General features: G+C 66.5%; 15 protein-coding genes. 8 read left to right on the plus strand and 7 right to left on the minus strand.

The window, feature by feature from the left end; genetic code table 11:
* Nucleotides 1-70 precede the first annotated feature (70 nt).
* Both ACTJKQ_RS07075 and norR read right to left on the minus strand, forming a co-directional pair.
* Complete coding sequence (locus ACTJKQ_RS07075) at nucleotides 71-1,270, minus strand: threonine ammonia-lyase (protein ID WP_288852468.1); 1,200 nt, start codon at nucleotides 1,268-1,270, stop codon at nucleotides 71-73.
* 121 nt (nucleotides 1,271-1,391) lie between these two features.
* Nucleotides 1,392-2,969, minus strand: a complete 1,578-nt coding sequence (gene norR / locus ACTJKQ_RS07080) for a nitric oxide reductase transcriptional regulator NorR (RefSeq protein ID WP_440596427.1) — start codon at nucleotides 2,967-2,969, stop codon at nucleotides 1,392-1,394.
* Nucleotides 2,970-3,208: 239 nt separating this feature from the next.
* On the opposite strand from norR, the gene ACTJKQ_RS07085 reads away from it, so the two are divergent.
* Nucleotides 3,209-5,494 carry a nitric-oxide reductase large subunit gene (locus tag ACTJKQ_RS07085; protein ID WP_440596428.1) on the plus strand — a complete coding sequence of 762 codons (2,286 nt, stop codon included), beginning with the start codon at nucleotides 3,209-3,211 and terminating at the stop codon, nucleotides 5,492-5,494.
* 78 nt (nucleotides 5,495-5,572) lie between these two features.
* Nucleotides 5,573-6,001: a hemerythrin domain-containing protein gene (locus ACTJKQ_RS07090; RefSeq protein ID WP_440596429.1), complete on the plus strand. Its 429-nt coding sequence runs from the start codon at nucleotides 5,573-5,575 to the stop codon at nucleotides 5,999-6,001.
* Nucleotides 6,002-6,462: 461 nt separating this feature from the next.
* Here the strand turns inward: ACTJKQ_RS07090 and ACTJKQ_RS07095 are convergent, their stop codons facing one another.
* Both ACTJKQ_RS07095 and recQ read right to left on the minus strand, forming a co-directional pair.
* Complete coding sequence (locus ACTJKQ_RS07095) at nucleotides 6,463-7,314, minus strand: hypothetical protein (RefSeq protein ID WP_288853644.1); 852 nt, start codon at nucleotides 7,312-7,314, stop codon at nucleotides 6,463-6,465.
* Nucleotides 7,315-7,446: 132 nt separating this feature from the next.
* Nucleotides 7,447-9,312 carry a DNA helicase RecQ gene (gene recQ / locus ACTJKQ_RS07100; protein ID WP_440596527.1) on the minus strand — a complete coding sequence of 622 codons (1,866 nt, stop codon included), beginning with the start codon at nucleotides 9,310-9,312 and terminating at the stop codon, nucleotides 7,447-7,449.
* Between the two features lie 185 nt (nucleotides 9,313-9,497).
* Between recQ and ACTJKQ_RS07105 the strand changes: the two genes are divergently transcribed.
* From ACTJKQ_RS07105 to ACTJKQ_RS07125, 5 genes are all read left to right on the plus strand, one after another.
* The gene (locus ACTJKQ_RS07105; RefSeq protein WP_440596430.1) at nucleotides 9,498-10,562 is read left to right on the plus strand and encodes a homocysteine S-methyltransferase family protein; all 1,065 of its coding nucleotides are present in this window, start codon (nucleotides 9,498-9,500) and stop codon (nucleotides 10,560-10,562) included.
* Nucleotides 10,563-10,739: 177 nt separating this feature from the next.
* Nucleotides 10,740-11,699, plus strand: coding sequence for a tRNA 2-thiocytidine(32) synthetase TtcA (gene ttcA / locus ACTJKQ_RS07110; protein ID WP_440596431.1), 960 nt, complete (start codon nucleotides 10,740-10,742; stop codon nucleotides 11,697-11,699).
* A 35-nt stretch (nucleotides 11,700-11,734) separates the two neighbouring features.
* Nucleotides 11,735-13,174 carry a prephenate-dependent tRNA uridine(34) hydroxylase TrhP gene (gene trhP / locus ACTJKQ_RS07115; protein WP_440596432.1) on the plus strand — a complete coding sequence of 480 codons (1,440 nt, stop codon included), beginning with the start codon at nucleotides 11,735-11,737 and terminating at the stop codon, nucleotides 13,172-13,174.
* Between the two features lie 21 nt (nucleotides 13,175-13,195).
* Nucleotides 13,196-14,572 carry an SH3 domain-containing protein gene (locus ACTJKQ_RS07120; RefSeq protein ID WP_440596433.1) on the plus strand — a complete coding sequence of 459 codons (1,377 nt, stop codon included), beginning with the start codon at nucleotides 13,196-13,198 and terminating at the stop codon, nucleotides 14,570-14,572.
* 49 nt (nucleotides 14,573-14,621) lie between these two features.
* Entirely contained in the window at nucleotides 14,622-15,350 is a 729-nt protein-coding gene (locus ACTJKQ_RS07125) for a hypothetical protein (protein ID WP_440596434.1), read from the plus strand.
* A 64-nt stretch (nucleotides 15,351-15,414) separates the two neighbouring features.
* Here the strand turns inward: ACTJKQ_RS07125 and ACTJKQ_RS07130 are convergent, their stop codons facing one another.
* Complete coding sequence (locus ACTJKQ_RS07130; protein WP_440596435.1) at nucleotides 15,415-16,059, minus strand: hypothetical protein; 645 nt, start codon at nucleotides 16,057-16,059, stop codon at nucleotides 15,415-15,417.
* Nucleotides 16,060-16,266: 207 nt separating this feature from the next.
* On the opposite strand from ACTJKQ_RS07130, the gene ACTJKQ_RS07135 reads away from it, so the two are divergent.
* Nucleotides 16,267-17,424, plus strand: coding sequence for a hypothetical protein (locus ACTJKQ_RS07135; RefSeq protein ID WP_440596436.1), 1,158 nt, complete (start codon nucleotides 16,267-16,269; stop codon nucleotides 17,422-17,424).
* A 19-nt stretch (nucleotides 17,425-17,443) separates the two neighbouring features.
* Here ACTJKQ_RS07135 and ACTJKQ_RS07140 read toward each other — a convergent pair whose 3' ends face one another.
* Together ACTJKQ_RS07140 and ACTJKQ_RS07145 are read right to left on the minus strand one after the other, a co-directional pair.
* Entirely contained in the window at nucleotides 17,444-18,973 is a 1,530-nt protein-coding gene (locus tag ACTJKQ_RS07140; RefSeq protein WP_440596437.1) for an MFS transporter, read from the minus strand.
* Entirely contained in the window at nucleotides 18,970-20,658 is a 1,689-nt protein-coding gene (locus tag ACTJKQ_RS07145; RefSeq protein WP_440596438.1) for a class I adenylate-forming enzyme family protein, read from the minus strand. The genes ACTJKQ_RS07140 and ACTJKQ_RS07145 overlap by 4 nt, the downstream gene beginning before the upstream one ends.
* Between the last annotated feature and the right edge of the window lie 86 nt (nucleotides 20,659-20,744).

Here is a 20,744-nt window from a genome sequence, read left to right on the forward strand (position 1 = left end):
AAAACTTGCGCAATTCTAGCCGCGAGAACCTGTGCAGGGACAAAACCCTGTGGTCTCTATGAACAGGCTCTCAGATCAGGTCGGCCTGCATGCCTGCCGCCCGCAACTGCCCCAGCACCTCATCCACATGGGTCTTGCCCCGGGTTTGCAGCACCAGTTCGATCTCCACGTTCTGCGCGGCCAGCATGGTGAAGGCGCGCTGGTGGTGCACCTCCTCGATGTTGGCCCCCGCGTCGGCCACGGTGGCGGTGATGCGCGCCAGCACGCCGGGCACATCGCGCGCGCTGACCTTGATGCGCGCCAGGCGCCCCGAGCGCACCATGCCGCGTTCGATGATCGCCGCCAGCAGCAGCGGGTCGATGTTGCCGCCACACAGCACCAGGCCCACGCGCTTGCCCTGGAAGCGTTCGGGGTAGCGCACCAGCGCCGCCAGGCCGGCGGCGCCTGCGCCTTCGACCAGGGTCTTTTCGATCTCCAGCAGCATCAGCACCGCCTGCTCGATGTCGCCCTCGTCCACCAGCACCAGGTCGTCCACCAGGCGCTTGACGATCTCCTGCGTGATCTTGCCCGGCGTGCCCACGGCAATGCCCTCGGCGATGGTTGATGTGCCCTGCGGGTGGTGCGTGCCCTTGACCGCGTTGACCATGGCCGGGAAGCGCATGGTCTGCACGCCGATGACCTCGATGCCGGGCTTGATCGCCTTGGCCGCCGTCGCCACACCCGAGATCAGCCCGCCGCCGCCCACGGCAATCACCAGCGTGTCCAGGTCGGGCACGGCTTGCAGCATCTCCAGGCCCAGCGTGCCCTGGCCGGCGGCCACGCCTTCATCGTCATACGGGTGCACAAAGGTCAAGCCCTGCGCATCGGCCAGCGCGTAGGCGTGGGCGCGTGCCTCTTCCAGGGTGTCGCCATGCAGCACCACCTCGGCGCCAAAACCGCGCGTGCGCTCCACTTTCACACCGGGGGTAAAACGCGGCATCACGATCACGGCGCGCAGGCCCAGTCGCTGCGCGTGGTAGGCCACGCCCTGCGCATGGTTGCCCGCACTCATGGCCACCACGCCGCGTGCGCGCTCAGCGTCCGTCAGCAGCGTGAGCCGGTTGCAGGCGCCGCGCTCTTTGAAGGACGCGGTGAACTGCAGGTTCTCGAACTTGAGGAAGACCTGCGCGCCCACGATCTGCGAGAGCGTCTTGGATTCCACACAGGGGGTGTCCAGCACCTGGCCTTGCAGGCGGGTGGCGGCGTCGCGGATGTCTTGGAGGGTCAGCATGGGCCGATTGTGGCGCAACGCGGGCCGGTGGAGCACTGTGGCGGGTGCCGGGCAAGAAATTGAATGAAAAGTGCCGCAAGCGCTAGAAATTCATGCACTGTTTGCTATCAATTTTGATTGTCTATTTGATTCCCAGCCTGCGCGCCAGTTTGTGCAGGTTGCTCGCGTCCACCTCCAGCGCACGCGCGGCCTGGGCCCAGTTGCCCTGGTGGCGCGCCAGGGCCTGCGTGATGGCGTGCCGTTGGCAGGCATCCACGGCATCGCGCAGCGGGCTGTCGGCGGTGTTTGTGGTGGTGGCGGTCGCGGGCAGCTCTGCCGCCGGGGTGGGGGCGCTGGTGTTCAGCGGGGCATGGGCCGCGCTGGCCGCGTCGGCGTCCAGGTCGAGCAGCGCGGGCTCCAGCGTCACGATGTCGGCGCGGCTCACGCCCCGGCTCAGGGCCTTGAGCGCCGCGCGGCTGACTACATGCTCCAGCTCGCGGATGTTGCCGGGCCAGGGGTAGCGGCGCAGTGCGTCCTGCGCGCTGGCAGACAGCCGCAGGCTGCGCAGGCCCAGGCGGGCACGGTTCAGTTCCAGAAAGCGGCCTGCCAGCAGCAGCACATCGTTGCCCCGTTCGCGCAGCGGCGGGATGGGCACGGGGTACACCGATAGCCGGTGGTACAAGTCAGCGCGGAACGCGCCGTCGCGCACCTGGTCGCGCAGGTTGCGGTTGGTGGCGGCGATCACGCGCACGTCCACGCGGCGCGGGCGGTCGGCGCCCAGGCGCTGGATCTCGCCGTTCTGCAGCGTGCGCAGCAGCTTGGCCTGCACGGCCAGCGGCAACTCGCCCACCTCGTCGAGGAACAGCGTGCCGCCCTCGGCCGCCTCGAAGCGCCCTGGCCGGTCGGCCACCGCGCCGGAGAACGCGCCGCGCACGTGGCCGAAGAGCTCGCTCTCGGCCAGTGACTCGGGCAGCGCCGCGCAGTTCACGTGCACCAGGGGCTTGGTGCGGCGCGTGGACTGGCGGTGCAGCAGGCGCGCGAACAGCTCCTTGCCCACACCAGTTTCGCCCAGCAACAACACGGGCAGGTCCGAGCCCGCCACCACCTCCAGCTCGTGCAGCAGGCGCAGCAGGGGCTCGCTCTGGCCGACGATCTCCATGTCGCCATCGCCCGCGCGGGTGGTGCGCTCGTCGTCGGCGCTGCGGGTGTGTGGGGCGCTGCGCAGCGCCTGCACCTCGCGCTCCAGCCGCGAGATGCGCACGGCCGCCTCCACCAGCACCTTGCAGTCGGCCAGCGCGGCGCGTGCGGCCTCGCCGAAGGTGCCGGTTTGCAGCGCGTCGAGCGTCAGCACGCCCCAGGCCTTGCCGTCCACCCACAGGCTCACGCCCATGCAATCGTGCACGGGCAGGGGCTCGCCCACCAGGGTGTCGAGCAGGCCGTCGTAGGGGTCGGGCAGGGTGCTGTCGTGGTCGAAGCAGGTCACCTCGCGCCGCGCCAGGATGGCCGCGAGCCGGGGGTGCTGGCTGACCACAAAGCGCCGGCCCAGCGCCTCGCGCACCAGACCCTCCACGGCCACGGGGCGCAGGTGGTCTTCTTCCAGCTGCAGCAGGGCCACGGCGCCGCAGTGAAAGCGGGTGCGCAGGTGGTCCACCAGCCGCTGCAGGCGCACGGCCTGGGGCAGGTCGGTGGCCAGGTCGGCCAGCAGGGGGCTATGGTCCATGGTGATATTTACCTTTAATGGGTGAATTAAACCCCATTTGAGAAGGGTCAAATAAACCATGACCGGTGTAAGTGGTTGATTTGATAGGCCGGCAGCCCTGGCCCGGCGCTTGCGATGTGGGCAGTGACACCGATTCACCCGTTCCAAAAAAGCCATGACCACAAGACCCCGACCCCATGCCGCCAGCGCACGCTGGCGCCGCCCCTTCATTGTTGTTCTGTTGAAGCAGGAGGCCCGCCATGGGTAACTACCGCAAGCTCTGGTTCACGCTGATCGGCGTGCTCATCGTCACCTTCAGCCTGCTGGGCTACTACGGCGCCGAGGTCTACCGCACCGCGCCCCCCATCCCCGCGAAGATCGCCACGGCAGGGGGCGAAGTGCTTTTCACCCACGACAGCATCCTCGACGGACAGACCGCGTGGCAGTCGGTGGGGGGCATGCAGCTGGGTTCCATCTGGGGCCACGGCGCCTACCAGGCGCCCGACTGGACGGCCGACTGGCTGCACCGCGAGCTGCTCAACTGGCTTGACGTCGCCGCCGAGCGTGCGCACGGCAAGCCCTTTGCCGAGCTCGACGCCCCAGCCCAGGCCGTGCTGCGCGACCGCATGAAGACCGAGTACCGCACCAACACCTACAGCCCCGAGACGGGTGTGGCCACGGTGTCCTCGGTGCGGGCCGACGCGATCGCGATGACCGCGCTGTACTACGACCAGCTTTTCAGCGACGTGCCCGCGCTGCACAAGACCCGCGAGCACTTCGCCATGAAGGAGAACACCCTGCCCAGCGCCGAGCGGCGCGCGCAGATGACGGGTTTCTTCTTCTGGACGGCCTGGGCCGCCGCCACCGAGCGCCCCGGCACCACGGCCACGTACACCAACAACTGGCCGCACGAGCCACTCATAGGCAACAAGCCCACGGCCGAGAACATGGTCTGGTCGGTGATGAGCGTGGTCGTGATGATGGCGGGCGTGGGCTTCCTCGTGTGGGGCTGGTCCTTCCTGCGCAAGCACGACGAGGTGGAACCCACGCCACCCCAGCACGACCCGCTCTCGCGTGTGCCGCTCACGCCGTCGCAGCGCGGGTTGGGCAAGTATTTGTTCCTCATCGTGGCGCTGTTCAGCTTCCAGGTGCTGCTGGGCGGCTTCACGGCCCACTACACGGTGGAAGGCCAGCAGTTCTACGGCATCAACGTATCGCAGTGGTTCCCGTATTCGCTGGTGCGCACCTGGCACATCCAGAGCGCGCTGTTCTGGATCGCCACGGGCTTCCTGGCCGCCGGCCTGTTCCTCGCGCCGCTCATCAACGGCGGCAAGGACCCGGCCTACCAGAAGCTCGGTGTGGACATCCTGTTCTGGGCGCTGGTCGTGGTGGTCGTGGGCTCGTTCACGGGCAACTACCTGGCCATCGCGCAGATCATGCCGCCCGAGTGGAACTTCTGGCTGGGCCACCAGGGCTATGAATACGTGGACCTGGGCCGCCTGTGGCAGATTGGCAAGTTCACCGGCATCGCCTTCTGGCTGGTGCTCATGCTGCGCGGCATTGTGCCGGCGCTGCGCACCCGCGGCGGCGACAAGAACCTGCTGGCGCTGCTGACGGCGTCGGTGGTGGCCATCGGCCTGTTCTACGGCGCGGGCTTCTTCTACGGCGAACGCACCCACCTGTCGGTGATGGAGTACTGGCGCTGGTGGGTGGTGCACCTGTGGGTGGAGGGCTTCTTCGAGGTCTTCGCCACCACGGCGCTGGCCTTCATCTTCTCGACGCTGGGGCTCGTGTCGGTGCGCATGGCCACCACGGCCAGCCTGGCCTCGGCCTCGCTGTTCATGCTGGGTGGTGTGCCCGGCACCTTCCACCACCTGTACTTTGCAGGCACCACCACCCCGGTGATGGCGGTGGGCGCGGCCTTCAGCGCGCTCGAAGTGGTGCCGCTGGTCGTGCTGGGCCACGAGGCCTGGGAACACTGGCGCCTGCAGCACCGCACGCCCTGGATGGCCCGCCTGCGCTGGCCGCTGATGTGCTTCGTGGCCGTGGCCTTCTGGAACATGCTGGGCGCGGGTGTCTTCGGCTTCATGATCAACCCGCCCATCTCGCTGTACTACGTGCAGGGCCTGAACACCACGCCGGTGCATGCCCACGCCGCGCTGTTCGGGGTGTATGGCTTCCTGGCGCTGGGCTTCACGCTGCTGGTGCTGCGCTACATCCGGCCGCAGCTGGTGTTCAGCGAGCGGCTCATGAAGACGGGCTTCTGGTGGCTCAACGCCGGCCTGGTGCTGATGATTGCCACCAGCCTGCTGCCCATCGGCTTGTTCCAGTTCCACGCCAGCGTGAGCGAAGGCCTGTGGTACGCCCGGGGTGAGGCCTTCATGCAGCAGCCTTTCATCCAGACGCTGCGCTGGGTGCGCACCTTCGGCGACGTGGTCTTCATTGTCGGCGCGCTGGCCATGGCCTGGCAGGTAGTAAGCGGCGTGTTTGGCTCGCGGGCCCCTGCTGCCAACGCTGGCGCCTACCTCGCGGAGACCCGCCGCTGATACGCCACCGACCTGCGCCGCGCGCCGCCACCCCTCGGCGGCAGCGCAGGTCCTTCATTCATCCCACAAGGACTGACCGTGAACCTCGACAAATTCAAGCACCAGCACACCAACATCCTGCGCAGCATCGCCACCTTGCGCGCCCTGGCCCACGCAGGCGTGGAGGCCAACGCCACGGCCATCGCCCAGGGCATTGTGGCGATGAGCGGCACCATCAAGCTGCACTTGGCCGTGGAAGACCAGGTGCTCTACCCCGCGCTGCAGCGCGGCGGCAATGTGGAACTGGCGCGCTTGGGCCGCCAGTACCAGAGCGAGATGGCCTCGATTGCCAGCGCCTACGACGCCTTCGCGCGCCGCTGGAACACGGCCGAGAACGTGCGCCGCGATGCGCAGGGCTTTCGGGACGAGGCCAATGTGGTGCTGCGCCGGGTGTTCGAGCGCATGCAGCGCGAAGACCATGACTTCTATCCCCGCATCGAGGAGGAAGAAACCGCCGCCTGCCATTGAGCTGCAGCTCTTCTACCCCACCGCAGCCAAAGCATGCACGTGAACCATCGGTAAGTCCTGCACGGATCTTCCTTGCGCCGGTCTGTACGCGGCTTTCTTTGCTTGCTTGCCGCGCAAGCCACGTTCGGTCGAACTGCCCACAGGGCTGATTAGGTGGGTTGCAGCCGATAGGTTCGGCGCTGCTCTACATCTGGCCCCACAACCCCACTAAGACGCCATCCTGGGTGTGAATTGCGGTTGCGGGTATTCCGACAGCAGGGCGCGCAGCCGCGCGGTGCGATTTGGCCAATGCGCAATCTGCTGACGCGACCCCAGGCGCTATAGGCATGCTGGGACCACCCCAGAGCACCCTGTGCAGTCACTCCATCAAAGGCGGACAGATGGAACTAATAATTGGTCCCCTTTTCACTTTGCAGGCAATAGAGTCGTGGCCGGGCTATATTGCCGCGCGCCAATCGGGCTTAGTTGAGAGAACCGCCAGTCGCAATGTTCTCCATGTGAAGCCGAAGCGCAGGATGTTCAATCGCAGGCTGTTGCTCGTCCGATTTGTAGACGAGGCCCGTGCCTACGCCCTGCGGAGTTGTCAGTCTTCGGATAGACAGGAGCTGTTGAGTTCCGGTACCTGAGCGCTGGGAATAGCCTTCGCCTTCATTCACGCTGTAGGCGAACACATAGGATCTTTGCAATTGGCCTTGCGCATTGATCTTGATACACAGCACGTTTCCAGCCAATCCACCAGAGGTTTGGTGTTCGCACCCGAAAAGTCCGTCCGAGGTTGCGACTAGGCCATTTCCGGTGGAGGTAGGGCCCAAGTTGCTAGTCAGCTGCACGGCATCCGCGATAAGCCCCTCCGAGCCCAAAGAGGTCAAGGCCCAGATTCCAACAAGGCTGGATGCTGCAAAGGCATATCCGAAATTGAACCGGGAGATGGCTTTCTCGGATTCACCCGGGAGAGTGATGTAGCCCGTGGCTCCGCTGGTGAAACGGAACCGTACCGTGCCAACGGTTCCCGCCTCTTTCCCTGACAGCGGGCCGCTGCCCAGGTAGCGCCCCCCGGTGTAACGAATCAAGGGCGCTGCGACCTGGTCATTCGCAATCTTGCCTGTTGCCAAATAAAAGGTGGGCTGTCCGCTGCTTTCATAGGCATACATCTGCATCACGAATGTGTCGTTCTGAACGTCGATCGCCAGCCCCCGCCCTGGTTTGCCATCCAGTTCCGAGCTCACGACCCAGGTCCCTGCTTGTGGTGCGAACGCTTGCGCCAGGCCCGCTCCCGACAGCAGCACAACAGCCATCAATTTCTTGGAATGCATCCCTCTCTCCCTCTCTTGAATACAGCAGTGGTTATTGAAAAATCCGATTGAATGTATCTCTTTTCGGTGGGCAAGCAACAAACTAAATTGCCAGCAGATTCAGGGCGATGTGCGTCACGGGCGTGACAGAAATCAACGACCTTCCACCACCCTAAGTACCTCTACCCCATACGCATCCAGCTTCTTCGCCCCCATACCGCTGATGCCCTGCAAGTCATCCAGCGACCCTGGGTTGCGCTCGGCAATCGCCGCCAGGGTGGCGTCGTGAAAAATCACATACGCAGGCAGGTTGTGCTCGCGCGCCACCTCGGCGCGCCAGGCCTTGAGGTTGATGAAGCGCACCTGTGCATCGGGGCCCAGATTGGCGGCAGCGGCTGGCGGTGCGCTGCCCTTGCGGGTGCGCTTGGCGGGGGCGGGGGCGGACGACACCGATTCGCGCAGCTGCACCGGCACCTCGCCCTTGAGCACGGCACGCGAGCCCTCGGTGAGGCACAGGGTGTCAAAGCTGTGGCCGCTGTCCAGCATCACCTTCTGCAGGCCCAGTGCGCCCGTGGCGATCAGCTGACGCAGCACGCCGCGCAGCTGGGGCTCGGTCAGGTTCGCGCCAATGCCGAAGGTGGAGATTTTTTCGTGCCCGAACTGCGCGACCTTCTCGGTCTTCTTGCCGCGCAGGATGTCCATGATGTGCCCCGTGCCAAAACTGATGCCGCTGGCCTGGTTCACGCGGTAGATGGTGGACAGCAGCTTGCGGGCGGCATCGGTCGCATCCCACACGGCGGGCGGGCTGATGCAGTTGTCGCAGTTGCCGCACGGCGTGGACTGCTCGCCAAAATAGGCCAGCAGCCGCACGCGGCGGCAGTCGGTGGCCTCGGCCAGCGCCAGCAGCGCGTCGAGCTTGCCGCGCAGCGCCTGCTTGAACTCCTCGCCAGCCGGGCTCTCGTCGATCATGCGGCGCTGGTTGACCACGTCGTTCAGGCCGTAGGCCATCCAGGCATCGGCATTCAGGCCGTCGCGGCCCGCGCGGCCGGTCTCCTGGTAGTAGCCCTCGATGTTCTTGGGCATGTCCACGTGGGCCACAAAGCGCACGTCGGGCTTGTCGATGCCCATGCCGAAAGCGATGGTGGCCACCATCACGATGCCCTCCTCGCGCAGAAAGCGGTCCTGGTTCTTCTGGCGCACCTTGGTGTCCAGCCCCGCGTGGTAGGGCAGGGCGGTGATGCCCGCGTCGCTCAGGGTGGACGCCAGCTCCTCCACGCGCTTGCGCGACTGGCAATACACCACGCCCGCCTCGCCCGCGTGCTCGCGCTCGATGAAGCGCAGCAGCTGGGTGGTGGCGTCCTTCTTCTCGACGATGGTGTAGCGGATGTTGGGCCGGTCGAAGCTGCTGATGAACAGCCGCGCATCTTCCAGCTGAAGCCGCTCGATGATGTCGGCGCGTGTGAGGTCGTCGGCCGTGGCCGTGAGCGCAATGCGTGGCACGCCCGCATAGCGCTCGTGCAGCACTGTGAGCGCGCGGTATTCGGGGCGGAAGTCGTGGCCCCACTGGCTCACGCAGTGCGCCTCGTCGATGGCAAACAGCGAGAGGTGACCGCCTTCGTACAGGCTATCGAGCAGGCCCAGAAAACGCGGCGTATTCAGCCGCTCGGGCGCGGTGTACAGCAGGGTGATGTCGCCAGTCTGCAGGCGCAGCTCCACATCCTGCGCCTCGTCAAAACTCAGCGTAGAGTTCAAAAAGGCCGCATCCACCCCCGCCTCGTGCAGTGCCCCTACCTGGTCGTGCATCAGCGCGATCAGCGGAGAGACCACGATGGTCACCCCGCGCCCCTGCCGCTGGCGCACGATGGCCGGCACCTGGTAACACAGGCTCTTGCCGCCGCCGGTGGGCATGAGCACCAGCGCATCGCCACCGGCGATCACGTGCTCAACAATGGCCTGCTGCGGGCCGCGAAACTGCTCGTAGCCAAAAACGTCCTGCAAAACGGCATGGGCAGGGGACAGCGCGGGAGACGGGCGAGAGGACAAGCGGATACTCTGAAATAGATAGCTACAAGCGCATATAAATCCAGCGCTTGGTGCCGATACGGCCAGTATTTTCTGGCGCGCCAGGGCTTGGCCCTGAGCGCGGCAGGCGCATATTGTGCGCTGCAAGGGCTTAGGGGCCGCACTTTCTACAATAGGGGCCTATGCAAGCCCTCCACTACACCCGCGCCGCGCAACTGCCCGACATCCTCGCCCAACGCATCGTCATCCTTGACGGCGCTATGGGCACCATGATCCAGCGCTTCAAGCTGGGCGAGGCGCAGTACCGGGGCGAGGGCTACACCGGGCCGGATGGCGCGGGGGACCGGTTCAAGGATTTTGCGTACGACGTGAAGGGCAACAACGAGCTGCTCAGCATCACCCGGCCCGACGTGATCCGCGACATCCACGAGCGCTATCTGGCCGCTGGCGCCGACCTCATCGAGACCAACACCTTCGGCGCAACCACCGTGGCACAGGAGGACTACCACATGGCCCACCTGGCGCGCGAGATGAACCTGCGCTCGGCCCAGCTGGCGCGCGCTGCCTGCGACAAGTATTCGACGCCCGATAAGCCCCGCTTCGTCGCCGGCGCTCTGGGCCCCACGCCCAAGACGGCCAGCATCAGCCCCGACGTGAACGACCCCGGCGCCCGCAACATCGACTTTGAAACCCTGCGCGCTGCCTACTACGAGCAGACTGAGGCGCTGGTCGAAGGCGGCGCCGACGTGCTGCTGGTCGAGACCATCTTCGACACCCTGAACGCCAAGGCGGCGCTGTTCGCGATTGACGAGTTCTTTGAGAAGAGCGGCGAGCGCCTGCCGCTGATCATCAGCGGCACCGTGACCGACGCCTCGGGCCGCATCCTGTCGGGCCAGACCGTCACCGCCTTCTGGCACAGCGTGCGCCACTCGCGCCCGCTGGCCATTGGCCTGAACTGCGCTCTGGGCGCCACGCTGATGCGCCCCTACATCCAGGAGCTGAACCGGGTGGCCGAGGACACCTTCATCAGCTGCTACCCCAACGCCGGCCTGCCCAACCCCATGAGCGACACCGGCTTTGACGAAACGCCCGAGATCACCAGCCGCCTGGTGCACGAGTTTGCGGCCGAGGGGCTGGTCAACATCCTGGGCGGCTGCTGCGGCACCACGCCAGACCACATTGGCGCCATTGCCAGGGCGGTGGCCGATGTGCCCACGCGCAAGATGTTCTACCCCGCAGAAGCCTGAATTTGAGTCGAATTGGCTGCTAGCGCCTGTTCCATATGCGCTGGTAGCTATAAAAATAGTAGTCAATGCCGTACCAGCGCAGTGCGGCAGCCCATTGCAAGGCGCCGCTGGGTGCGGCAACCTTGCAATCCCCCCTTCATTGCGCCATCCCGTTTCGCCGTCTGGTCCGTCCATTCCATGCTTGATACCGCCACCCCGCCCGCCTCTTCCTTTGTGGAGGGCGACGACGACGCTGCCGCAGCGGCTGCCAAGGCTGCCGCCCACGCCGCGCTCAAGCTCGAAAAGCGCCTGGTGCGCCAGGTGGCCCAGGCCATCACCGACTTTGGTCTGATCGAAGACGGCGACAAGGTCATGGTCTGCGTCTCGGGCGGCAAGGACAGCTATGCCATGCTCGACGTGCTGCGCATGCTGCAGCAGCGCAACGGCCACAAGTTCGAGCTGATCGCCGTCAACCTCGACCAGAAGCAGCCCGGCTTTCCGGCCCACGTGCTGCCGGAGTATCTGACGCAGGTCGGCGTGCCGTTTCACATCGAAACGCAGGACACCTACAGCGTCGTCAAGGAGCACATCCCCGAAGGCAAGACCATGTGCAGCCTGTGCAGCCGACTGCGCCGGGGCATCCTGTACCGCGTGGCCGACGAGCTGGGCTGCACCAAAATAGCGCTCGGCCACCACCGCGACGACATGCTGCAGACGTTCTTCCTCAACATGTTCTTTGGCGGCAAGCTCAAGGGCATGCCACCCAAGGTGCAGAGCGACCGCGGCGACCACCTCATCATCCGCCCCCTGGCCTACGTGGCCGAGGACGACCTCACGCGCTGGGCCGAGCACCGACTGTTCCCCATCATTCCCTGCACCCTGTGCGGCAGCCAGGAGAACCTGCAACGCAAGCAGATCGGCCAGATGCTGCGCGACTGGCAGCAGCTCTACCCCGGCCGCATCGAAAACATGGCCGTGGCGCTGCGCAACCTGGTGCCCTCGCACTTCATGGACCCGCGCCAGTTCGACTTCAAGGGGTTGGTACCCAATGGCGTGGCGGATGCCGATGGCGACAAGGCCTTTGATGCCGAAGAACTGCCTGCGCAGGCCGTCGGCATGCTTGCGGGCTTGCCGCTGATGCCTGCCGCGCCCCGCTGAACCTGACCCCGACGATTTTTAGATTGGGCCACCCCATGACCACCCTCAAAGCCCCCGAACTGCTCCTGCCCGCCGGCTCGCTCGACAAGATGCGCGCCGCCTACGACTTTGGCGCCGACGCGGTGTACGCAGGCCAGCCGCGCTACAGCCTGCGCGCGCGCAACAACGAGTTCCGCCTGGAGCAGATCAAGCAAGGCATTGACGAGGCCCACGCACGCGGCAAGAAGTTCTTTGTGACCAGCAACCTGATTGCGCACAACGACAAGATCCGCACCTACCTGCGCGACATCGAGCCCGTGATCGACTGCCAACCCGACGCGTTGATCATGGCCGACGCGGGCCTGATCATGATGGTCAAGGAAAAGTGGCCCGAGCAGGTGGTGCACCTCTCGGTGCAGGCCAACACCACCAACTGGGCGGCGGTGAAGTTCTGGCAGAAGATGGGCGTGGAGCGCGTCATCCTCTCGCGCGAGCTGAGCCTGGACGAGATCGAGAAAATCCGCCAGGAATGCCCCGACATGGAGCTGGAAGTGTTCGTGCACGGCGCGCTGTGCATCGCGTACTCGGGCCGCTGTTTGCTAAGCGGCTACTTTAACCACCGCGACCCCAACCAAGGCACCTGCACCAACGCCTGCCGCTGGAACTACGCCACGCACGACGCCGACATCGACCCGACCACCGGCGAAGCCATTGCCCAGAAGATGGAAGGTGACTTCAACTTCGAGGCCGCGCAGCAGAAGGCCGAGCAGTCCTTTGCATCGACCATCGGCAACGGCGAGCGCCACCCCAAGGCCGACAAGGTCTACCTCATCGAAGAGGCCGGCCGCCCCGGGCAGATGATGCCCATCATGGAAGACGAGCACGGCACCTACATCATGAACAGCAAGGACCTGCGTGCGGTGGAGCACGTGGCGCGCCTGGCGCAGATCGGTGTCGATTCGCTCAAGATCGAAGGCCGCACCAAGAGCCTGTACTACGTGGCCCGCACCGCTCAGGTCTACCGCCGCGCGATTGACGATGCCGTGGCGGGCCGCCCCTTCAACCCCGAGCTGCTGATCGAGCTGGAAGGCCTGTCCAACCGCGGCTACACCGGCGGCCTGCTGGAGCGCCGCCCCAGCAACGACTACCAGAACTACATCAACGGCCACTCGGCCACGCAGCGCAGCCAGTATGTGGGCGAGGTGCTGGGTGCCGAAGGACAGGCCGATGTGGGGCTGTCTGGAGAATGGGTACAGGTCGAAACCAAGAACCACTTTGCCGTGGGTGACCTCATCGAGGTGGTGCACCCCAGCGGCAACACCACCGTGCGCCTGCAGGAAATGCGCAACGTGGAAGGCCAGCCCGTGCAGGTCGCCCAGGGTAGCCCCGTGCGCGTGTGGATTCCGCTGCCTGCACGCTACAGCGGCGCGCTGCTGGCGCGGGTGGTCGAATCCCAGCCGCCTGCTGCAGCGGCAGAGCCTGCATTGGCGGTGTAACTCTTTTGCAGGGGCTGGAGCATGAAGACCTTGGTGCACGCCACACGGCCTCGCCACTGGACCATGGCTGCTTTACTGGGCGCAGTTCTCGTAGGCCCGGTCAATGCCCAGACGCCGGCTGTGGCGCCCGCCAAGCAGCGTTATGTGCAGGGCTCCTGGGTCAACCTGCGCGATGCTACCCAGTCGCAGGCCCGCATCGTGGCCCAGGTGCCTGCCAACACCGTGCTGCAACAGCTCACCGAGCGCGACGGCTGGTGCGCCGTGCTCTATGCGGGCGATGTGCGCCTGGGCCCGCCTTTGCCTGAGCCCCTGCAAGCCCATGTGGCCTGCAACCTGCTGGGCGACCAGCCCCTCACCCTGGCCCAGGCGGGCAAGGACGCTGCCCGCGCCTTCTGGGTGGCGCCGTCCGCCAACCGTATGCGGGCGTACGGCAATGCCCTGCCACGCCCGCCTGCGCTGCAACTGCCCGCGCTGGCCAAAAGCCACACGTCCCGGATGCCCGTGCAGTACCCCCTGCGCCCCGAATGGGAGGCTGCCAAAAAGCTCATGCGCGGCGGCGTGTTGCTGCGGCCCGAGCAGGAGATCGACCGGGGCCGCCCCGTCAACCCGCTGGACAACTTGAAGCTGGCCACCCGCGCCGTGGACCATATCCCGGCCGTGGCGCCCCTGGCATCCGCCCCCACGCTGCCTGCCATTGCCCTGTCGTACTTCCGCAGCCACACCAGCGTGGCCCTGCTGCACGAGACCGAGGCCGACGGCATCGCGGCCGTGGCGGGCAGCCGTATTGCCGTGGAGCCCACCGCTGTGCCCTATGGCAGCTTCAACCGCCACAGCGGACCCGAGATCGAGTTCGTGACTGGCTTCTGGGACGTGGGCGGTGCCGATCTGGCCTTTGCCCCGGCGCTCACGCTGTACGCCATCACGCACCAGGGCCTGGTGGGCGCCCGCACCTTGGGCCGGCGGTATTGGGACATCAGCAATGCAGACCACTATTGCGGCGGCCACTACCCGGACAAGGGCTTTGACGACCCGCGCAACGACGAGACCACTGCCGTGCGCGGCTATGCCAAGGTGTCAGATTCCGCTGAAGTGCTGGTGCGCCTGGTGGTGCCCGGCAGGCTGCCGCCCGAGGCGGTGAAGGTGCGCTCCAGGCGCTATGCCACCAGCTGGATGATGCCCGCCGACTCGCCCTACCGGCCCCAGCCCGAGCGCAAGAAAACAGCGGTGACGGTGCACGAGATCGACCTGGACCGCGACGGCGTGGCGGACATCCTGCGCATCGACACCCCCTCGCCGGGCGGCATGAGCTTTGAGCCCATCTTTGAATGGCGCTGGTACCTCAATATCAACGGCCAGTGGTTTCCGGCGGGGTATTGGGTGGATCAGGAGTGCACGTGAGGGGAGGCTGCTGGACAACGTTCGGCTGGGAGCAGCAGTCGGCGAGCCAGTGTCACCGTCCAATTCAATGCTTGAATGTTATTTTTCTCTTCAATTGAAGTTTGCCGCGCACTATGCGGTGAAAGCGTCGGTTCCAATTGACGTGGCCATTGACCGTTGTACTAACCTGCGACGCAGGCTGAACCTTTGGGGCAACGCCGGCGAGACTCAATGGAATCGCTTCTTGGCCAGAGTTCAAAGCACAGGCAGTGACCATGCTGCCCAACTCGCCTTGTGCGCCGAGTACCAGCGGCCCCACTCCTACCCCGAACTCGAACGGTCGTTTGGCTGCTTCTCGTACGACCCGCCCGATGCCACCGGTACCTTGCGCATCCACTTTCTACCGCCAAGTGGACTCAATTCCAGTCCATTGGCCGTTGAGAACGTCGGCGCGAGGATGTCAGACCTGCGCGACTTGTTTGCACATGTTCAGCGAAGTGCGCCAATGGCTACAACAGTGCGTGGCGTTTCGTGGCTCTACAACCTTCACGCCTACAGGCGGCTCTTTCCTCTGGCCTATAGCGCATCAGTGCAAGCTGTGCGGTTTCCATTGCATTTGAATGGGAGTTCAACCTGGGGCCAGGTCTTGAACTGGCGACAGGAAGTGAAAGCGGCTGTGCGGGATCAATTGTTGGCTCGCCTTGATGACATGAGCGTTGAAAATCCCTGGGAGATTTTTCCCCTCCAGGCCAAGGTCGCCACGAGCCCGATTGATGTGTTTTATGAGCAGTTCAGCTGAGTACTGCTGAACGTCGGGCATGGCTCTCATCCGTCTGCCAGCGGAGCTGCTCGGCGCCTCCCTCTTATCGCTGCCTTGGCTGACGCAACAACGCCCCCAGCACCAGCGCCTCAGCCACCACTTCCAGCCCTTCTTCCAGCGTGGCCAGAAGGGCGGGCAGCTCGGGCAGACTGGGCCAGCGCGCTTGTACTTCGGGCCATTGGTCCACACCAATCGCCAGCCAGCCCACAGCCAGGCCCGCCCACAGCAGGGCGCGGGTGCCGGTGTGTAGCAAGGCGCGGTGCAGCCAGGCCATGGTCAGCAGGCCCACCACCGCCACGGCGAGCATGGGGGCTTCGCGCACGGGAGCCCAGCGGCAGGCGTCCGTCCATTCATGGCAGCGGAACTTCCACAGCTCGTGCAGCATGAACTGCTCGTCCAGCGCCAGTACAAAAAACGAGAGCGCCAGCCAGGCACCCAGCCGCCGGGGCAAGGCGCGGTCCCCCACCATCCGCAGGGCCGTGATGCTGAGCGCCAGCAGCAGCGCACTCGACAGCCACGACACCGGCGAGCCGTCCGAGCGGAAGGCGCGCTCCCACTGCGGCGCATACATCCACCCACTGAACAGCAGGAAGCCCAGCACGGCCATCAGCAGTGCAGGCGCAACCCCGGTGTGGGGTGTGGGGTGGCGATCAACAAGGCGCGAGCGGGCGGTGGTGTGCGGGGGCATGGTGGCGAGGTGGCTGCGCGCTGAGAGGCAGCGCGGCGGGCGGTGGAACCGGATTGTGGGCAAAAAATGCTGGTAGCGCTGGACTTCATTGCACCTTTTGCTATGTAGTTGATAGCTGATGCGCGTGGCAGGTTTGCCCGCACCATGGCCTGTTCACGCCGGGCGAATCACTACAGAATCGGGCATCCCTTCCCCAGGCAACCCGGCATGACCCTCCCGATCGATCCGTCCCGCACGGCACTGCCGCCGGTGGCCCAGTTCCTGGCCGAGGCGGCGCTGCAGCGGCAGACGGCGTTGCTGGGGCTGGACAGACCCAAATCTGCTGCACCCGCACCGCTGCCCACGGCAGACCCCAGCGCGCCGCCGCCCTCGGTCACCTCACCCAGCCCGCCTGGCGGACCGTTGCCTACACCGGCGGACCAGGCCAGCATCTCGCCCCAGGCGCGCGAGCAGTTGGCGGCGGGCTTCGACTCGCGCCGGGCGGGCGGGGCCGATGGCAGCTTGCTGGGCGCAAGGGGTGAGGTGGCCGCGCGGGCTGCCCCCCCGGGGGCATCGGCGCTGCCCCGTGGCGCAACCCTGGGTACGTCTGGCAATGTCGCGGCGTCCGCTGCCTCCGCCACAAGTGGCACGGCCTGGCCTGCGTCGGGCCTGAGCGCACCGCTGCTGCGGATGGTGAGCGCACTGGTCGCACAGGTCACCGCCCAGGCCGGGGTGCCGCAGCGCGTGGTGGCCGCGCAGCCCTGGCCGATTGGCATGGCGCAGGCGCTGGAGAGCGGCGCGCTGGATGCCGACCAGCCGCCGCTGCAAACCTGGCTGGTGCGTCAGGGCGTGGTGTCGACGCCTGAGGGGCCGCGCGGGCTGGCGCTGACCTTGCGTGCCCCGGTGCCGTGGCTGGCGGCCCAGGCGTCACCTGCCGCTGCGGGCGCGGCGGCGGCGCAAGGCAGCGCAAGCCTGGGCGCGGGCGCCACCGCAGCGAGCGGCGCGCTGCAAGTGCCTTTTGCGGGCGGCGGCCAGGCGTTGCAATCGGGGGTGATGGCCTTGGTGTTGCAGGGCATGGATGCTGCCGCGCCGCGCACCAGCGCGCTGCTGGTGCTGGACCTGCAGCCCCAACTGGCCGCCACCGTGTACGGCCGCGACATGCTGCAGCAGGCCACAGGGCGCCTGGACCCCTGGACCCAGATGGCCGTGCTGCAAGCCAGCGGCCAGGTGCCGCGCGAGGACGCGCGGGCGCGCAACGGGGATTCGGGCCTGTGCGAGACCGTGGGCTGCCCGTACGCAGCGCGCGCTGAGTGTGCGCAGCCCTTCTGTCTGGCGCTGCGCGGCGTGTTGCCGCCCGAACCCGTCGGGCCAGCGCCGTCTGCCTGAGGGCGCTCCCGGATGTTCTCTAACGACTGTGTGCGAAGTCGTGCCCACCGCCGGGCAGGTTGCGTGAGGGCTCCCACGCAGGGCGGGTGGTGTGTTCGCTCTGGCGCACAGGGGTTGCGGCCACTGCTGCCGCACTGGCCGTCTCCGCCGGGGCGGCAGCGCCCACGCTGCGCACCAGGTCTGCATGGCGGGCGCGGGTGATGGGGTAGGCCATCAGCAGCGGGATGGCCAGCACCAGGCACAGTGCCGGCAGCAGGCCCGTCATGGCCGTGATGCCCTGCAGCGCCTGGGCAGACTGGGCCACGTTGGGCACGTAACCGGTCAGCTCCAGCATGCCGGCCACCAGCACCGTGGCCAGGGTGCGAGCCAGCTTGTCGACCAGGCCATACAGGCCGTAGTACATGCCGGTCTGCCGCTCGCCCGCTTGCATGTGGCCGTGGTCGATGGTGTCGGGCACCATGGCAAACGGCACGATCCAGTGCGCGCCCATGCCGATGCCCACCACCACCAGGATGCCCGTCACCAGGGCCTGCTGGCCTGGGCCCACCCAGTACAGCGCCACCAGCCCCGCACAGCAGAACACCAGCCCGAGGATGTAGGCCCGGTTTTTCTCCCAGCGGTCCACCACGCGCTTCCAGACGAACAGCGAGACGCCCACCACCGCGAGCAGGATGCCCATGAAGCGTGGCAGATCGCCCTTGTCGCCCTGCAGCTGGTAGATGACGAAATAAGCGAGCGAGGCCTGCACCAGCGTGAGGCCCAGCCGCACCAGCCCGGCTGCGCTCACCAGCATCACAAACGGGCGGTTGCGCAGCGTGGCCAGCAGGGTGCTGCGTACCGACGCCCAGCCGGGTGTGGCTGCTGGAGGGTTTGGGGCCGCAGGCGATAAGTCGCCGGTGGTGGCGGGCTCGCGCACGCGCCAGGCCACCACGGCCACGGCGACCCCGGCGGCCAGCCCGAAACAGGCGCCGGCCAGTGCGTAGCCCGTGCGTGCATCGGGCGCTGCCCGCACCAGCAGGGGCATGAACACGCTGCCCGCAAAAAACCCCAGCAGGGCACCCATGGATGCAAAAGCCGTGAGGCTGGTGCGCTCGTCGTAGTCCTGCGTCATGTTGGCGGCCATGGCCTGGTAGGGCAGCTGCACCAGCGTCATCACGGTGTCGAACAAGGTGTAGGTGACGGCGATCCACACAAACGCTGCCCAGGGGCTCAGGCCCGGCGGCACCATCCACACGGCGGCAGCCACCACCGCCAGGGGCAGGGCGCCGTAGATCAGGTACACGCGGTGGCGGCCGTGGCGCGAGCGCGTGCGGTCGGTCAGCCAGCCAAACAGCGGGTCGTTGATGGTGTCCCACACCTTGCCCACCAGCAGCGCCGCACCGGCCACGGCCGGAGGCACCAAGGCCACATCGGTGTAGAAGATCATGAGCAGGAAGCTCATGGCCGCAATCAGCATCTGCAGGCCGACGTTGCCCACGGCGTAGCCGAGCTTGGTGCCCAGGCTCAGCCGGATGTGTGGGGTGTGCTGCATGTTCATGGGGGCTGTCATGGGTGTGCGGATGCCATTGCTTCGGCCCGGGCAGCCATCGCCATCGAGCCCGCCACAGGCTCTGCGCGCGCCGTGTGCGCCGCGCTGCTGCGCGGCGGCATGGCTTCCAGCATCAGGCGCACCTCGCGCCGCAGCATCTTGTTGAGGAAGCTGCGCGGAATCTCGGTGACCAGGCGCACATCGTCGGGCCGCATCTCGGGCGGCAGGTGTTGCACCAGAAACTCTGCCAGATCGTGCTCCAGCGCCTGGGTGCCCCGGTCGTTGCGCCAGATCTGCCGCAGGCTGGACACCAGCACGGCGGCGGTGCCATGCTGCACCAGGCAGGCTTCCTTGACGGCAGGATGGCAGTGCGCCACTTCCTCGATCTCGCGCGGGTTGAGTGCCTGGCCGTGGCGCACCACGCGGTCGGCGCTGCGGCCCAGCACATGCAGATAGCCCGCAGCATCGAAATAGCCCAGGTCCCCCATCACCACCCAGCCGTCGCGCAGGGTCTCGCTGGTCTTTTCCGGGTCCAGCCAGTAGCCATCAAACCGCACCGGCGTCTGCACGGTGATCAGGCCCATCTGGCCCAGCGGCAGCGGCACAAACTGCTCGTCGCGGATGACCACGTCCACACCCGGCATCACGCGGCCCACGGTGGAGAGGATGTCGTTGCCCAGCGGGTTGCCTTGCGCGTCCACATGCTCGTGGGGCAGCAACCAGGTGATGGGGGGCAGGGCCTCCAGGCAACCGTAGCCCTGCTGGAAGATGGGCCCGAAGCGGCGGATGGCCTCGGCGATCTTGGGCGCGGGCATCATCTCCGAGCCGTAGGGCACATGGGTCAGCGACGACAGGTCGTACTGGCCCAGCGTGGGCTCGTCCAGCAGGTCGATGATGGCCGAGGGCGACAGGAAAGCGCGCGACACGCGGTGCTTCTGGATCAGCCCGGCCAGCGTGGTGGCGCGGAAGTCCTCGGGCATCACCAGCGCCGCACCCGCCAGCAGCGTGGGCAGCACCAGGCCCGAGCCCGGGCCGGTGAGCGGCAGGCCCAGCATGTTCACGTCCGGTCCGTTGGCGGGCGGCTTGAAGTCGATGGCGCGCGAGATCAACCGCACGCTGTCCAGGTACTTGCGGTTGCTGTAGCCAATGGACTTGGGCAGGCCCGTGGTGCCCGAGGTCATGTGCAGCGCGAACACATCGTCCTCGTGCACGTCGGCCGTTCCCGCAGAGGGGGTCTGCTGCGCCAGGGCGCGCTCGTATTCATCCCCCAGCGCCAGCACGCGCAGGCCGGGCAGCTGCTCGCGCACGGCCTGCAGGATGGGCGCGCTCAGCAGCGGGTCGTGGATGAAGACGGTGGGCTTGACGCGGCCCATGGTCGTGAGCGCTGCCTCGGCCGGCAGGTGCTTGTGAAAGCTGGCAAAGATGGTGCCGTTCTCGAACGTGGCCAGGCGGGTTTCGTACTGCTCACCGGTCTCTGGCAGCCAGGTGAAGACCACATCGCCTTTCTTCACGCCCTGGGCCTGCATCCAGGCCTGCAGGCGGTACACGCGATCCTGCAACTGCGCATAGGTGAGGGTGCCGCGCCGGTCGATGAGCGCGGGTTTGTGGGGATTCAGGCGGTACGCCAGACGGGCCACGGAGCGCGCGGTGCGCAGGCGGCTGAGCAGAAAGCGCGCCAGCAGGCTGCGCAGAGATGGAAGGGCCACCAGAATCTCCCGAAGACGGCGTGAATGCGAAGTCCAGGCAGTTTTTCACGCAAGGTCCGGGGGAAAGATCACCATTTGTATGTGTG

The sequence above is a fragment of the Acidovorax sp. 22279 genome (genome assembly GCF_052045435.1).
Lineage (GTDB): Bacteria > Pseudomonadota > Gammaproteobacteria > Burkholderiales > Burkholderiaceae_C > Acidovorax > Acidovorax delafieldii.

What these genes read in the sequence shown, in the direction of transcription:
- ACTJKQ_RS07075 (WP_288852468.1), bottom strand. Translation starts at nt 1,270, where the DNA reads ATGCTGACCCTCCAAGACATCCGCGACGCCGCCACCCGCCTGCAAGGC.
- norR (WP_440596427.1), bottom strand. Translation starts at nt 2,969, where the DNA reads ATGGACCATAGCCCCCTGCTGGCCGACCTGGCCACCGACCTGCCCCAG.
- ACTJKQ_RS07085 (WP_440596428.1), top strand. Translation starts at nt 3,209, where the DNA reads ATGGGTAACTACCGCAAGCTCTGGTTCACGCTGATCGGCGTGCTCATC.
- ACTJKQ_RS07095 (WP_288853644.1), bottom strand. Translation starts at nt 7,314, where the DNA reads ATGCATTCCAAGAAATTGATGGCTGTTGTGCTGCTGTCGGGAGCGGGC.
- ACTJKQ_RS07105 (WP_440596430.1), top strand. Translation starts at nt 9,498, where the DNA reads ATGCAAGCCCTCCACTACACCCGCGCCGCGCAACTGCCCGACATCCTC.
- ttcA (WP_440596431.1), top strand. Translation starts at nt 10,740, where the DNA reads ATGCTTGATACCGCCACCCCGCCCGCCTCTTCCTTTGTGGAGGGCGAC.
- trhP (WP_440596432.1), top strand. Translation starts at nt 11,735, where the DNA reads ATGACCACCCTCAAAGCCCCCGAACTGCTCCTGCCCGCCGGCTCGCTC.
- ACTJKQ_RS07120 (WP_440596433.1), top strand. Translation starts at nt 13,196, where the DNA reads ATGAAGACCTTGGTGCACGCCACACGGCCTCGCCACTGGACCATGGCT.
- ACTJKQ_RS07130 (WP_440596435.1), bottom strand. Translation starts at nt 16,059, where the DNA reads ATGCCCCCGCACACCACCGCCCGCTCGCGCCTTGTTGATCGCCACCCC.
- ACTJKQ_RS07135 (WP_440596436.1), top strand. Translation starts at nt 16,267, where the DNA reads ATGACCCTCCCGATCGATCCGTCCCGCACGGCACTGCCGCCGGTGGCC.
- ACTJKQ_RS07140 (WP_440596437.1), bottom strand. Translation starts at nt 18,973, where the DNA reads ATGACAGCCCCCATGAACATGCAGCACACCCCACACATCCGGCTGAGC.